The organism is Bacillus pacificus, assembly GCF_020861345.1.
In the GTDB taxonomy this organism is placed as follows: Bacteria; Bacillota; Bacilli; order Bacillales; family Bacillaceae_G; genus Bacillus_A; species Bacillus_A pacificus.
The window spans coordinates 5,067,501-5,082,500 of sequence record NZ_CP086328.1; the positions used below are offsets into that span (position 1 = coordinate 5,067,501).

Sequence of the window (15,000 nt, forward strand, 5' to 3'; positions counted from 1 at the left end):
GTCAGTAATATGCCCGCATACAGAACAATATGCTAAGTCTCGCTTCGCATTTACAAGTGCTTTTGCAAAACCTAACACATCATCTTCTTTCATATCTAATACGAAAAACGCCAATCGAACCGCTGTTTTCGGTCCGATTCCTGGCAATTTCATAAAACTATCAATTAGTTTTGATATTGGTTCTGGATAATGCATATATCAATATCCTCCTAGAACATTCCACCCGGTAAGTTTAAGCCTTTTGTAAATTTACCCATTGTAGAGTTTGAAAGTTCATCAGCTTTTTTAAGTGCATCGTTTGTTGCAGCTAACACTAAGTCTTGTAACATTTCGATATCTTCTGGATCTACAACTTCTTCTTTCACTTTTACTTCAAGAATTTGCTTATGACCATTTGCAATAACTGTGATCATACCGCCGCCAGCTGTACCTTCAACTGTTTTTTCGCCAAGTTCTTCTTGCGCCTTTGCCATTTCCTTTTGCATCTTTTGCATTTGTTTCATCATGTTATTCATATTTCCCATTCCGCCACGCATCATAATTAATTCCTCCTAATTATTATTACTCTTTTATTTCAATGAGTTCTTGCCCTACTAATTTTACAGCCTCTTCTATAAGAGGATCTTCTTTTTTCTCTGGGCTTTCTTCAGAACTTCCACCTTCACGCTGTAAAAAATCTTCACGGATTTTACCCCATTCACTTTTTGGAATGGCAATCATATTTAATCTTTTACTTAGCAATTCAAATAAAGTTTGTTCCACTGTATCCATAGCCTCTCGATTTTCGCTTGCCATTTTACAGTGAATCTCATATCGGAACGCTAAAACGTAAGTATCATCTGAAGCCGCTACCGGTTCGCTATTTTCTAACAAAACAGCAAACGCTACTTTGTTGTATGCTTTGAGTCTTCCTAACAACTCTCCCCATACAGCTTTTAATTGTTCTAAATCTTGACGCTTCGCTTGCTTTAATACTTCATTTACGCGTCCGACAGGTATCTTCATACTCCCTGTCCGTACTGGCTTTGGTGCTGCACGCGTCTCTCTGACTTCCTGCTGCACACCGGCCGGCACACCATTCTTTTTGACTTGTTCTAACTCTTTCTCCAATTGCTGCATCCTGTTCATAATTGCTTGTAAACGATCTGCACCATTTGCTTGCATCATAAACTGTTGACACAGTTGTACCATAACAACTTCTAAGAAAATTCGCGGATGATTTGTCCACTTCATTTCCTGTTGTGCTTTACTAAGAGTATGAATGATCTCATAGATTACTTCCGGTTGCATTTCTTCACTTAACGTCCGGAATTGCTCATCTACCATTACTCGTTCCAACATATGTTCCAATTGTGGTGAAGTTTGATATAAAAGCATATCACGATAATAGTAAATGAAATCTTCCATAAAGCGAACTGGATCTTTCCCTTTACCCATCATCTCATCTATGATACGTAATGCTCTTGATACATCATTTTCACGTATACATTCTACTAAGTTGCCTAAGTATTGCTGAGAAACAGACCCTGTTACAGCTAATACATCTTCTGTCGTAACGGTCTCATCACTATAAGATATTGCCTGATCAATAAGACTGAGCGCATCACGCATACCACCTTCAGCGGCACGTGCAACAATTTGTAATGCCTCATCTTCTACTTGCGTACCTTCATTGTTCACAACTGTCGATAATCTCTCAACAATATCATTTACTGATATCTTTCGAAATTCGAAACGTTGGCAACGCGAAATAATTGTAGGCGGTATCTTATGCGGTTCCGTTGTCGCTAAAATAAAGATAACATGTCCTGGCGGCTCTTCTAACGTTTTTAAAAGCGCATTGAAGGCACCCATGGAAAGCATGTGAACTTCATCAATAATGTATACTTTATATTCTACAGCACTTGGAGCATATTTTACTTTATCTCTAATATCTCGAATTTCATCTACACCGTTATTTGAAGCCGCATCAATTTCTAATACATCTGAAATAGATCCTTGTGTAATCCCCAAACAAGAAGGACATTCATTACAAGGTTCAGCTACCGGAGCATGTTCACAGTTAATTGCTTTTGCAAACACTTTTGCAATTGTCGTTTTTCCTGTTCCCCTCGGCCCAGAAAATAAATAAGCATGTGAAACTTTCTCTTGAAGAAGGGCATTTTGCAACGTTTTTGTCACGTGCTTTTGACCGACTACATCTTCAAACTTTTGCGGTCTCCATGTTCGGTATAACGCTTGGTATGACACGAAAATACGGCCTCCCTCAAAGGTTATTATCTCATTTATTATAACCCATTCTGTTTATAGATTCCAAAAGTTATTTTCTATACAAAAAACCCACCTTAGTATTAAGGTGAGTTTTGTATACATATATAACTGCCGTGCACCTTCTGTCGATTACGTACCATAAGCGTTACTTAAGCAGTTAGCTCGGTTCAGGCACTCCTGCGGCACACGAGAAGACCCGCTTATTGCTGCTTCCTTCCGGACCTGACAAGGTTCACGGGGTCCCGTTGCGCAGGACCCAAACGTCAACACCACTTACTTAAGGCAGACCTTACAGCAACATAACCTCGAGAAGGGATTCGGCCTCGCTAGAGCGGATTGCGAGTATAGGGCACCGCTACCTCCCCGCTTAGCACGGCAAAGTTAAAACCAATATTCGGTTGCCTTCATTAAAGGCACTATCAGTATAACTTGTTTTTTTATAAAATGCAAATACGTTAATTCTCTTTACTTTTCTCTAATTTCTTAATCGCTTTTCTTTTTTTACGAAGCGCTCTAAAAAAGTTCGTTAATAGCGTACCGCACTCTTCTTCTAATACACCAGCCACTACTTCACATTGATGATTAAAGCGTTCATCCGTTAACAGATTCATCAATGTCCCTGCACATCCACCTTTCGGATCACTCGCACCATATACAACTCGCTTTACTCGTGATAAAACAATTCCACCCGCACACATCGGACAAGGCTCTAATGTTACATATAACGTCGCATCTTCTAAACGCCATGTCCCTAATTTTTTGCATGCCTCATCAATAGCTAACAACTCAGCGTGAGCTATTGATCTTTGCTCAGTCTCCCTTAAATTATGAGCAACACTAATTACTTCACCATTTAATACTATAACTGCACCAATCGGTACTTCTTGTATTGCCTCTGCTTTTTTAGCCTCTTCTATTGCTAACTGCATAAAATAAATATCTTGATCACGTTCCATAACATAGTCCTTTCATTACAAATAAAGTACACTTATTTCCATTTACTACACATGGGATAACTTTTACAAATTCAATCCACCCTAAGAAAAAAGAGAGGGGATTACATATGAAGAATACTGCCTTACTCATTATCGATATGATTAATGACTTTCAATTTTCACACGGGCCTATCCTAGCCAAAAAATGCGAAATTATAACCACTCCTATTTTACAATTAAAGAAGACAATGAAATCCTTCGGTTGTCCCATCATTTATATTAATGACCATTATCAACTTTGGAGATCTGATATTGACCAATTGATTACTCATTGTACAAATGAGTATAGTGAAAATATCATTCATAAGATCGCTCCAAATGCTGATGATTACATTTTTATTAAACCACATTACTCTGCTTTTTATGAAACACCTTTAAATTCTTTATTAGGCTATTTAAAAATAGAAAATCTAATATTAACAGGTGTCGCCGGGAATATATGTATCCTCTTTACAGCTAACGATGCTCATATGAGGAATTATACATTGTATATACCACAGGACTGTATTGCCTCTAATGATGATCAGGATAACCTGCATGCTTTAAAAATAATGGAAACCACATTAAAAGCAAATATAGTACCGTCGTTTCAAATAAAATTTGATTAATACATATATCTATTTTCCAACTTTTTATATCAAATTAACCCGCTCGCTTCCCTCTTGTGCTACAATAATTCTGTTTTGTGTTTTTAGTAGTCACGGTAAATCACTGATTGAAAGGAGGAAACAGCGTGACCGGAGTACCATTTATCACGGTTGAAGGACCAATTGGTGTTGGAAAAACTTCACTTGCGAAGGAAATTTCAACTCACATGCAACTCCACTTACTGAAAGAGATTGTTGATGAAAATCCCTTTTTAGGAAAGTTCTATGAAGACATCGACGAATGGAGTTTTCAAACAGAGATGTTCTTTCTTTGTAATAGATACAAACAATTAGAAGATATTAACATAAAGTATTTGAATCAAAGGAAGCCAGTAGTAGCGGATTATCATATATTCAAAAATGTAATTTTTGCATCCCGTACATTGAAAGATTCTCAATATGACAAGTACATGCAAATCTATCGTATTCTTACACAAGATATGCCAGTTCCAAACGTTATCGTTTATTTAACAGCTAGCTTAGAAACATTACAAAAGCGAATCGCAATGCGCGGAAGAGAATTCGAAAAAAATATGGATCCAAATTACTTACTACAGCTCACAAAAGATTACGAAACAGCAATGGATGCTTTTAAAAAGGACCATCCAGATATCCCAGTATTGAAATTTAACGGAGACGATATGGATTTTGTAAAAAATCCTGATGATTTAAACGTCATCCTATCTGCCCTTCAAAATACTCTCTTAAAGGAGTCGAAATAATAATGAATTTAAGGCAAAAATATGATATACCAAATGACGCAGTAATCACTATCGCTGGAACAGTAGGTGTCGGTAAATCCACTATGACAACTGCATTGGCTAACGCTTTAGGGTATCGCACATCATTTGAAAAGGTAGATTCTAATCCGTATTTGGACAAGTTCTATGCTGATTTCACACGCTGGAGCTTTCACTTACAAGTGTATTTTTTAGCAGAACGATTTAAAGAACAAAAAAGAATTTTTGAATACGGTGGCGGTTTTGTTCAAGATCGCTCTATCTATGAAGACACTGGCATTTTTGCAAAAATGCATCACGAAAAAGGTACAATGACGGAAACCGATTATGAAACATATAAAGGTTTATTTGACGCTATGGTCATGACTCCTTACTTCCCACATCCAGATTTATTAATTTACTTAGAAGGTTCTTTCGATGATATCGTTGATCGTATCCAAGAACGTGGACGTCCGATGGAACAGCAAACACCAATCGAGTATTGGAAAGAGATGCATGGGCGTTATGAAAACTGGATTAACAACTTTAATTCATGCCCTGTTTTACGATTAAACATTAATGAATACGATATTTTAAAAGATGGCGATTCCATTGAACCAATCATAAAAAAAATCGGTCATTTTTTAAAACAAACACGTAAACTTGTAAAATAAAAAACCCGTGCATATGCACGGGTTTTTCTATTAAATTACTTTTTCTTTGTTGGAGCAATAATTTCACTCTCAGGTTTTCCAGCGTTAATGCGCTGACGAACAGTACTTGTACTAATATCGTACGCCTCAGCAATCTCTTTAACAGTCATTTCTTTCCCGTTAATTACTGCTGTTAATACTTTACCTGTACGTTTTGGAGCTGCTTCTTTCTTTACAGCTTCTTTTTTAACTTTTTTTGGTGCCTCTACTTTTGTTGCAGTTTGCTTTACATCACAAGTGCAACCACAAAGTTTACGGAATGTATCATCGCTAATAATGCGTGATACATTTGCACCACTGTTTAAAATTCTATTGTTCTTACAGACAGGACATTGTACATAATATAAAGTTTTTCCATCTAAAGGAAACGTTTGTATAATAAGATCCATGTTGACTCCTTTCATATCTATGAAGATAATCATCGGAATATGAGTGTGTAATAAGGACAAAATCGCCTTACACCATACTTTATGATTGGTTTTAAAATAAAAACTCGTTACGTGTGGTAACGAGTTCTCCAATCTCCACTTATATGCGCTGTTGTCAATTATATCTGGAGGAGGTAGAGGGATTCGAACCCCCGCGCGACTCTCGCCGCCTGTCGGTTTTCAAGACCGATCCCTTCAGCCAGACTTGGGTATACCTCCATATTGACATCAAATATAATATCAAAAGAAAAACAGTTAGTCAACCCTACTAAAATAAATTATGAGGAAAGGAAAATTTTACTTTTCCTCTCCTATATTATAGTACTGACAACGCTCATAATTACCAATCACTCATACCGATGAATGTTTATAAATTTACTTAATAACTGTTTTTCCTCCCATATAAGGGCGAAGAACTTCTGGAATTATAATTGTACCATCTTCTTGTTGGTAGTTCTCTAAAATAGCTGCCACCGTACGTCCAATTGCAAGACCAGATCCATTTAATGTATGAACATGTTCTGGTTTGCCGTTTGGCTCACGACGGAAACGGATATTTGCACGTCTCGCTTGGAAAGCCTCGAAATTACTACAAGAAGAGATTTCACGATATGTGCCATAGCTTGGAATCCATACTTCAATATCGTATTTCTTCGCTGCCGTAAATCCTAAATCGCCTGTGCACATGCTCATAACGCGATATGGCAACTCTAATAATTGTAACACGCGTTCTGCATCATTTGTTAGTTTTTCTAACTCTTCATAAGAATCTTCTGGTTTTACAAACTTCACAAGCTCTACTTTATTGAACTGGTGCTGACGAATTAAACCACGTGTATCACGGCCAGCTGAACCTGCTTCAGAACGGAAACAAGAGCTAAATGCAGCATATCTTATAGGCAATTGTTCTTTATTTAAGATCTCATCACGGTGCATATTTGTTACAGGTACTTCAGCTGTTGGAATTAAGAAGTAGTCTTCACTTTCAATACGGAATGCATCTTCTTCAAACTTCGGAAGTTGTCCTGTCCCTGTCATGCTTGCACGGTTTACCATATACGGAGGTAATACTTCTTCATATCCATGCTCATCAGTATGAAGATCCAGCATAAAGCTAATTAAAGCACGCTCTAATCTTGCGCCAGCACCTTTGTAGAATACGAAGCGGCTTCCTGTTACTTTTCCAGCACGTTCAAAATCTAGAATTCCTAAATCTGTAGCAAGATCCCAATGTGGTTTTGGTTCAAAAGCAAATTCCTTCACTTCTCCCCAAGTGCGGGCTACTACATTATCATCCTCTGTTTCACCAACTGGAGCAGATTCGTGAGGAATATTTGGAATAGATAGCATCAATCTTTCTAGATCTTCTTCAACTGTACGAAGTTCGTTATCAAGATCTTTTACTTTTTCTCCAACTTCACGCATTTCTAAAATTAGAGCTTCTGCATCTTTCTTTTCGCGCTTCAATACAGAGATTTGTTGAGATACTTCGTTACGTTTACTTTTTAGTTCCTCTGTTTGAACAAGTAGTTCTCTTCTTCTCGTATCTAATTCTTCAAAGCGACCAAAATCAGTTAAATCTTCGCCTCTATGCTGTAACTTAGCTTTTACTTCTTCAAAATTTGTACGTAAAAATTTAATATCAAGCATTATATACTCCTCCTTTTATTTTATAAAACACAAAAAACTCCCGTCCCTATATAAAGGGACGGGAGTTAACCCGCGTTGCCACCCTAGTTGAAAGCATTACCGCTTTCCTCTCAAGTAGAAATAACGGCTCTTCACCGGGAATGTTTACTAATCATAAAGATATTCCACATTCCATTCCAGGATGGATTCACAAACTGTTTCTATCGATTTCCACCAACCATCGACTCTCTATAAGAAACGACATTTGTTACTATTTCCTATCAACACGCTTATTTTATAAAATTGTTACCATCAATTTACTATAATCTTATACAAGTTGCAAGTTACTTATACAACTTTTTTCATTTTCGCTTCTTTTACCATTTCTACAAAGTATGCTGTTACACGATGATCATCCGTTAATTCCGGATGGAAAGAAGCAGCTAAAAACGGCCCTTGCCTTACCGCTACCATTCGATCACCATGTGTAGAAAGTACCTCAACATTATCCGCTACATTTACAACATACGGGGCACGAATAAATACGCCAACAAAATCTTCTCCCACACCTTTAATAGAAAGTGCAGCTTCAAAGCTATCTTTTTGACGTCCAAACGCATTGCGCTCAACTGTAATATCCATAGCACCAATATGTGCTTCGTCATAGCCAATAAGTGTTTTTGCAAGAAGAATCATTCCTGCACATGTACCAAACATTGGTTTACCAGACTTCGCAAATGTACGAAGTGGTTCCATGAAAACATACTTATCAATAAGACGGCGCATAGTTGTGCTTTCACCGCCTGGTAAAATAAGACCATCAATCTCTTCAAGTTGTTCTATACGCTTTACAACAACAGCTTCTGCACCACTTGCTTCAACTGATTTTACATGTTCACGAACTGCACCTTGAAGACCTAGTACACCGATTTTCACCATTTTAAAGTTCTCCTTCAATTACCATCCACGCTCTTGCATGCGTTGCTCTGGTAGTAACGTTGAAATTTCGATACCTTTCATCGCATTACCTAATCCTTTAGAAAGGCTTGCAATTAACTCGTAATCCTCATAATGAGTTGTCGCTTCAACGATTGCACGTGCAAATTTCGCTGGATTCTCTGATTTAAAGATACCAGATCCAACAAATACACCATCCGCACCAAGTTGCATCATTAATGCTGCATCTGCTGGTGTTGCTACACCACCTGCTGCAAAGTTTACAACCGGCAAACGACCAAGGCGTTTAATTTCAAGTAGTACTTCATAAGGAGCACCAGTATTTTTTGCATATGTCATTAACTCATCTTCACGTAGACTTGCAACTTGACGGATTTCTGCATTGACTTGACGCATATGACGCACTGCCTCTACAATGTTTCCTGTTCCTGGTTCACCTTTTGTACGAAGCATAGATGCACCTTCTGCAATACGACGTGCAGCTTCTCCGATATCACGGCAACCACATACAAATGGAACTGTGTAATCACGTTTATTTAAATGGTATACTTCATCGGCAGGAGTTAATACTTCACTCTCATCGATATAGTCTACCCCTAATGATTCTAATACACGCGCTTCTACAAGGTGACCGATACGGCATTTTGCCATAACCGGAATTGACACAGCACCCATAACTTCTTCAACGATTGTTGGGTCTGCCATACGAGAAACGCCACCCGCTGCACGAATATCTGCTGGTACACGCTCTAATGCCATAACGGCAACTGCGCCTGCCTCTTCTGCAATTTTTGCTTGTTCAGCGTTAATTACGTCCATAATAACGCCGCCTTTTTGCATTTCTGCCATTCCACGTTTTACACGTTCTGTCCCTGTTACGTTTGTCATGTTACAAAAACCCCCCTAGGTGAATTGCTTTTCCCCGTTAAAGGCGAAAATTAAGAATACTCTTACATTCTACCACTAACTATCAGATGCTTGTCTACTACTTTTTCATAAAGTCGGTATGAAAAATAGGAATAAGAAAAAGCCCCTACAATGAGGAGCTTTTAAAACCAACCTTTTACTGTATCAACAGCACTATTCCATATACCACTAAAGAAAGAACCAATTCCGCGCATAGCACGAGTAAACCAGTTTGCTTCTTCTACTTCAGCTGTTGTTACAAGATCCACTTGCAATGACTTACCAGTTAAAAATCCAGGATCGTTTGTATCTTTTGGCGTAATTACCATTTGACCAAGCGCAGTTCCCTTTTTAATAGGTGCCTCTTGTCCCTTACTCGATTCTTTTAATTCTGTTTTATAAACATCTTTACTTCCTTTTGGTACTGGAAGTGAAATGGCTTGTTTCGTTTGAACTGCTACATCTTTGTCTTTCGCATTTTCTACTCGTACTGTTTCTTGTCCTTTTACTGAAGAACCTTTTTTATACATTTGTTTCATTTCAAAGTTAGCAAATCCATAATCATATAGCTTCTTTGTTTCATCAAAACGTGCTGTATGAGAACTTGTTTTAATCACTACAGAAATAAAACGCATACCGTTTCTTTCAACCGTACCAGTGAAGCAATCTCCCGCTTCTGGAGTTGAGCCTGTTTTTAGGCCATCTACGCCATCATATTCTTTAACTAAGCCCTTTAACATCCAGTTCCAGTTCGACATTGCAAACTTCTCTTTTTCTGGACGGAATTCTTTTTTCGGGATTTTTGCTGTATCTAACACTTTTGGATAATCTTTAATTAAATGTTGTGCTAAAGTTGCAACATCCTTTGCAGACATTTTATTTTCTTCATCCGCTGTTGTTCCTTCTGGATGCATTCCCTTTAAATCTTTATTCGTTAAACCTGTAGAATTGACAAATTTATAATTTTTCAACCCTAGTTCTTTCGATTTATCATTCATCATTTTTACGAAATCTACTTCTTTACCTGCAATTGCTTCTGCTAATGCAATCGTTGCACCATTTGCAGAGAAGATTGCCATTGCCTCGTATAACTCTTTTACTGTATAAGAGCCACCATTTTCTAATGCCACATTTGATAATGAAGCATCCTGCGAAACTTTATACGCATATTCAGAAACCTTAATTTTCTGATCCCACTTAAGCTTTCCTTTATCTACTGCTTCGTGAACTAAATACTCACTCATCATCTTCGTCATACTAGCAATGGATAATAATTCATCTGCATTCTTTTGATATAAAATTTTTCCAGAATTCGCTTCAACTAAAATTGCCGCACCTGCTTCAATATTTAAAGCAGCTCCTGTTTCAGCTGATGCATTGCTATATGGTAACAACATACTACAAGCTAGTGTAAACATTGTTACTAGTGCAATGAATCTTTTGCAAAACATACCTTTCACTTTTGCTACCCCCAATATCTATGTACTCACATAACCGTTATTCTAACATAATCAAAAAAAAATAGACAGAGATATAAAATCTCCGTCTATTTATATATAAGACATTATAATGAGTAGTTTGGAGCCTCTTTTGTAATTTGTACATGATGAGGATGACTTTCAAGTAAACCAGCACCTGACATACGAACAAATTGTGCATTCTCACGTAAGAATTCTAAATCTTGTGCTCCGCAATATCCCATACCTGCGCGTAATCCACCAACTAATTGATGAACCGTATCTGCTAAAGGTCCTTTATATGGTACTCGTCCTTCAATACCTTCTGGAACAAGTTTTTTATTTCCTTCTTGGAAATAACGATCTTTACTTCCTTTTTCCATCGCTCCGACAGAACCCATACCACGATATACTTTAAATTGGCGACCTTGATAAATTTCAGTTTCACCAGGACTTTCAGCAACACCAGCAAACATACTACCTAGCATAACAACATGTGCTCCTGCTGCTAAAGCTTTAACCATATCACCAGAGTACTTAATACCACCGTCAGCGATAACTGGGATACCGTGTTTACGAGCTTCTGTTGCACAATCATAAACCGCTGTTAATTGTGGTACACCAACCCCAGCTACAACACGTGTTGTACAGATAGAGCCTGGTCCAATACCAACTTTAACTACGTTTGCACCTGCTTCAATTAATGCTCTTGTTGCTTCAGCAGTAGCAACATTTCCAGCGATAATATTTAATGATGGATACTTTGCACGAACTTCTTTTACTTTATCAATAACGCCTTGAGAATGTCCATGAGCTGTATCAAGTACGATTGCATCTACGCTAGCTTTTACTAATGCGTCAATGCGAGTCATAGCATCAGCCGTTACACCAACTGCTGCTCCAACTAATAAGCGCCCTTGCTTATCCTTCGCAGAATTCGGGAATTCAATTACTTTTTCAATATCTTTTATTGTAATAAGCCCTTGTAATACACCGTTGTTATCAACAAGAGGGAGTTTTTCAATTTTATACTTTTGTAGGATCTTTTCAGCCTCATCTAGCGTTGTACCAACTGGAGCTGTAATTAGCTGTTCTTTTGTCATTACGTCGGAAATTTTGATTGAGTAGTCTTGGATAAAACGCATATCACGGTTTGTAATAATACCAACTAATTTTCGCTCGTCTAAATTATTTACAACCGGTACACCTGAGATACGATATTTCCCCATAAGGTGCTCTGCATCATACACTTGATGTTCTGGAGTTAAAAAGAAAGGATCTGAAATAACACCACTTTCAGAACGTTTTACTTTATCAACCTGCTCGGCTTGTTGTTCAATAGACATATTTTTATGAATAATCCCTAAACCGCCTTGACGAGCCATTGCAATAGCCATATCCGCTTCTGTTACTGTATCCATTCCTGCACTAATTAACGGGATGTTTAACTGTAAGCTTTCAGATAAAACTGTTTTAACACTTACTTCTCTTGGTAGTACATCTGACTTTGCTGGTACAAGTAATACGTCATCAAAAGTCAAACCTTCTTTAACAAATTTAGATTCCCACATAATTGTTCCCCCCATGATACCAGAAATTATTATTAGTAGCTTATCAATTGGTTAAAATACTGTCAAGGACGTATATATATGTTAGAATTTTTAGACAATAAAAGGAGCGTAATATATGCATCAAACACATTGTACTTGGCAGCAACTAAGTTTCTTCTTTTCATCTCAAAATGTACAACGTTATCTTGCCCGTTGTTATGAAAAATCCTCGATACAAAATGCCGAAAAAAAAAGTTTCGAAAATTGTTATCCTTTTATTTATTATTTAGAACACGGGAAAAATTATTACGAATTATATAAGGTAGCTCCCTTTTCGATTCAACCAATGTTATTGTTTTATGGAATGAGCCAACTTTTTAAAGCATGCTTATTAACTATTGATCCAAACTATCCTGAATCCACTACTGTTTTAGCTCATGGCGTTACGACTCGTAAGCGGAAAAAACAGGGATATCAATTTTTAGAAGATGAGGTAAAGGTACAAAAAAATGGACTATTTACTCATGTTGCAGAACAACTGTTTCACATGAAACACTTAGAATCAGAGAAGTTTAACATGTTGGATTTAATGGGGAATATTCCTGAATTACAAAGCTTATTTCGCTATAGTCAGCGAGGTTCCACTTTATATAAAATTAATTCAACAAATGCAAATGAACTTTCCTTTTCAGTCAATATACTAGATCGACTTCATATGACTTCAGAAAGATTTTCACGTTATATTGAATCAATTTGTAAGCACTTATCCGTGCAACATGTCCCCGGGAAAACGAGCGTATCCAATTTACTTTTTACGGCTCCTATCCAATCGTGGAATCCTATATATAGTACGCCTTTATATTACGAATATCTCGCTGATACTTATTACTTACCACTCACAACTGATCCTAGAAATCCTACACCCGTATTACCTGAACTTCTCGTTCATTATTTATTGCTCTACAATTTAAGTATGATTTCTAGATACGAAACAGATTGGTGGTATGATTTACTTGGAAGCTATGGCTCTGAAGATTACCCATTTATTTATCAATTTCTTACTATTTCTGCTCAAAAAATTCCTTACTATATTTCGAAATTTTTACTAGCAGAACCGAACCTATTTCATGGGAAATAAAAAAAACACAAGTCAAAAGACTTGTGTTTTTATTTGCTTGGCGACGTCCTACTCTCACAGGGACAAGGTCCCAACTACCATCGGCGCTAGAGAGCTTAACTTCCGTGTTCGGTATGGGAACGGGTGTGACCTCTCTGCCATCATCACCAAACTATGAAGGCATATTCCTTCAAAACTAGATAACATTTGCTACATATTATATGGTTAAGTCCTCGATCTATTAGTATTCGTCAGCTCCACATGTCACCATGCTTCCACCTCGAACCTATCAACCTGATCATCTTTCAGGGATCTTACTAGCTTACGCTATGGGAAATCTCATCTTGAGGGGGGCTTCATGCTTAGATGCTTTCAGCACTTATCCCTTCCGCACATAGCTACCCAGCTATGCCCTTGGCAGAACAACTGGTACACCAGCGGTGCGTCCATCCCGGTCCTCTCGTACTAAGGACAGCTCCTCTCAAATTTCCTACGCCCACGACGGATAGGGACCGAACTGTCTCACGACGTTCTGAACCCAGCTCGCGTACCGCTTTAATGGGCGAACAGCCCAACCCTTGGGACCGACTACAGCCCCAGGATGCGATGAGCCGACATCGAGGTGCCAAACCTCCCCGTCGATGTGGACTCTTGGGGGAGATAAGCCTGTTATCCCCGGGGTAGCTTTTATCCGTTGAGCGATGGCCCTTCCATGCGGAACCACCGGATCACTAAGCCCGACTTTCGTCCCTGCTCGACTTGTAGGTCTCGCAGTCAAGCTCCCTTATGCCTTTGCACTCTACGAATGATTTCCAACCATTCTGAGGGAACCTTTGGGCGCCTCCGTTACACTTTAGGAGGCGACCGCCCCAGTCAAACTGCCCACCTGACACTGTCTCCCGGGTCGATAAGACCCGTAGGTTAGAATTTCAATACAGTCAGGGCGGTATCCCACCAGCGCCTCCACCGAAGCTAGCGCTCCGGTTTCAAAGGCTCCCGCCTATCCTGTACAAACTGTACCAAAATTCAATATCAGGCTACAGTAAAGCTCCACGGGGTCTTTCCGTCCTGTCGCGGGTAACCTGCATCTTCACAGGTACTATAATTTCACCGAGTCTCTGGTTGAGACAGTGCCCAAATCGTTACACCTTTCGTGCGGGTCGGAACTTACCCGACAAGGAATTTCGCTACCTTAGGACCGTTATAGTTACGGCCGCCGTTTACTGGGGCTTCAGTTCAGAGCTTCGCTTACGCTAACCCCTCTCCTTAACCTTCCAGCACCGGGCAGGTGTCACCCCCTATACTTCGCCTTACGGCTTCGCAGAGAGCTGTGTTTTTGCTAAACAGTCGCTTGGGCCTATTCACTGCGGCTTTCCGTTAAGAAAGCACCCCTTCTCCCGAAGTTACGGGGTCATTTTGCCGAGTTCCTTAACCAGAGTTCTCTCGCACACCTTAGGATTCTCTCCTCGCCTACCTGTGTCGGTTTGCGGTACAGGCACCTTTTATCTCGCTAGAAGCTTTTCTTGGCAGCGGGGAATCAAAGACTTCGCTCCATAAGGAGCTTCCCCATCACAGCTCAGCCTTCACGATAAGCGGATTTGCCTACTTATC

At 38.8% G+C, this 15,000-nt stretch carries 14 protein-coding genes, 1 tRNA gene, 2 rRNA genes, 1 other RNA gene and 1 other annotated feature (2 of these 19 running past the window's edge); of the genes, 4 read left to right on the plus strand and 14 right to left on the minus strand.

Translation table 11 applies throughout. The annotated features are described in order from the left end of the window. The 5 genes from recR to tadA form a co-directional block, all read right to left on the minus strand. On the minus strand, positions 1 to 195 hold the start of the coding sequence (gene recR, locus LMD38_RS26140) for a recombination protein RecR (protein WP_000559169.1). It extends 402 nt beyond the left edge of the window; the window shows 195 of its 597 coding nt (coding positions 1-195); the start codon lies at positions 193 to 195; its stop codon lies off the left edge, out of view. A 14-nt stretch (positions 196 to 209) separates the two neighbouring features. Then, the gene (locus LMD38_RS26145) at positions 210 to 536 is read right to left on the minus strand and encodes a YbaB/EbfC family nucleoid-associated protein (protein WP_001996460.1); all 327 of its coding nucleotides are present in this window, start codon (positions 534 to 536) and stop codon (positions 210 to 212) included. Between the two features lie 25 nt (positions 537 to 561). Continuing rightward, positions 562 to 2,250 (minus strand): DNA polymerase III subunit gamma/tau, encoded by a 1,689-nt coding sequence (gene dnaX / locus LMD38_RS26150; RefSeq protein ID WP_061182602.1) that lies wholly within the window; start codon positions 2,248 to 2,250, stop codon positions 562 to 564. 132 nt (positions 2,251 to 2,382) lie between these two features. Continuing rightward, positions 2,383 to 2,647: signal recognition particle sRNA large type (ffs, locus tag LMD38_RS26155), an RNA gene on the minus strand. A gap of 79 nt (positions 2,648 to 2,726) precedes the next feature. Continuing rightward, positions 2,727 to 3,227 (minus strand): tRNA adenosine(34) deaminase TadA, encoded by a 501-nt coding sequence (tadA, locus tag LMD38_RS26160; protein WP_000439013.1) that lies wholly within the window; start codon positions 3,225 to 3,227, stop codon positions 2,727 to 2,729. A 107-nt stretch (positions 3,228 to 3,334) separates the two neighbouring features. Between tadA and LMD38_RS26165 the strand changes: the two genes are divergently transcribed. The 3 genes from LMD38_RS26165 (at position 3,335) to LMD38_RS26175 (ending at position 5,306) form a co-directional block, all read left to right on the plus strand. Then, complete coding sequence (locus tag LMD38_RS26165; RefSeq protein ID WP_061182603.1) at positions 3,335 to 3,874, plus strand: cysteine hydrolase family protein; 540 nt, start codon at positions 3,335 to 3,337, stop codon at positions 3,872 to 3,874. A gap of 125 nt (positions 3,875 to 3,999) precedes the next feature. Further along, on the plus strand, positions 4,000 to 4,635 hold the full coding sequence (locus tag LMD38_RS26170) for a deoxynucleoside kinase (RefSeq protein WP_000148224.1): 636 nt from the start codon (positions 4,000 to 4,002) through the stop codon (positions 4,633 to 4,635). Positions 4,636 to 4,637: 2 nt separating this feature from the next. Continuing rightward, entirely contained in the window at positions 4,638 to 5,306 is a 669-nt protein-coding gene (locus LMD38_RS26175; RefSeq protein WP_001053585.1) for a deoxynucleoside kinase, read from the plus strand. A 35-nt stretch (positions 5,307 to 5,341) separates the two neighbouring features. Here LMD38_RS26175 and LMD38_RS26180 read toward each other — a convergent pair whose 3' ends face one another. The 7 genes from LMD38_RS26180 to guaB form a co-directional block, all read right to left on the minus strand. Continuing rightward, positions 5,342 to 5,734 carry a sigma factor-like helix-turn-helix DNA-binding protein gene (locus tag LMD38_RS26180; RefSeq protein ID WP_000364200.1) on the minus strand — a complete coding sequence of 131 codons (393 nt, stop codon included), beginning with the start codon at positions 5,732 to 5,734 and terminating at the stop codon, positions 5,342 to 5,344. 165 nt (positions 5,735 to 5,899) lie between these two features. Beyond that, positions 5,900 to 5,992, minus strand: a tRNA-Ser gene (locus LMD38_RS26185). 156 nt (positions 5,993 to 6,148) lie between these two features. Further along, complete coding sequence (gene serS / locus LMD38_RS26190) at positions 6,149 to 7,423, minus strand: serine--tRNA ligase (RefSeq protein ID WP_000884181.1); 1,275 nt, start codon at positions 7,421 to 7,423, stop codon at positions 6,149 to 6,151. 51 nt (positions 7,424 to 7,474) lie between these two features. Continuing rightward, positions 7,475 to 7,696 (minus strand) — a binding site (T-box leader). Between the two features lie 54 nt (positions 7,697 to 7,750). Beyond that, positions 7,751 to 8,341 carry a pyridoxal 5'-phosphate synthase glutaminase subunit PdxT gene (pdxT, locus tag LMD38_RS26195; RefSeq protein ID WP_227585716.1) on the minus strand — a complete coding sequence of 197 codons (591 nt, stop codon included), beginning with the start codon at positions 8,339 to 8,341 and terminating at the stop codon, positions 7,751 to 7,753. Positions 8,342 to 8,359: 18 nt separating this feature from the next. Beyond that, positions 8,360 to 9,247 (minus strand): pyridoxal 5'-phosphate synthase lyase subunit PdxS, encoded by an 888-nt coding sequence (gene pdxS, locus LMD38_RS26200; protein WP_000186156.1) that lies wholly within the window; start codon positions 9,245 to 9,247, stop codon positions 8,360 to 8,362. Positions 9,248 to 9,408: 161 nt separating this feature from the next. Further along, positions 9,409 to 10,716 (minus strand): D-alanyl-D-alanine carboxypeptidase DacA, encoded by a 1,308-nt coding sequence (gene dacA / locus LMD38_RS26205; RefSeq protein WP_141114923.1) that lies wholly within the window; start codon positions 10,714 to 10,716, stop codon positions 9,409 to 9,411. 113 nt (positions 10,717 to 10,829) lie between these two features. Beyond that, complete coding sequence (gene guaB / locus LMD38_RS26210; RefSeq protein ID WP_000264079.1) at positions 10,830 to 12,293, minus strand: IMP dehydrogenase; 1,464 nt, start codon at positions 12,291 to 12,293, stop codon at positions 10,830 to 10,832. Between the two features lie 115 nt (positions 12,294 to 12,408). On the opposite strand from guaB, the gene LMD38_RS26215 reads away from it, so the two are divergent. Next, a complete protein-coding gene (locus LMD38_RS26215) occupies positions 12,409 to 13,410 on the plus strand; it encodes a YaaC family protein (RefSeq protein ID WP_061182604.1) in 1,002 nt (333 codons plus the stop codon). 35 nt (positions 13,411 to 13,445) lie between these two features. Here LMD38_RS26215 and rrf read toward each other — a convergent pair. Then, a 5S ribosomal RNA gene (gene rrf, locus LMD38_RS26220) occupies positions 13,446 to 13,561 on the minus strand. Positions 13,562 to 13,610: 49 nt separating this feature from the next. Beyond that, positions 13,611 to 15,000 (minus strand): 23S ribosomal RNA (locus tag LMD38_RS26225); it runs 1,533 nt beyond the window's last position.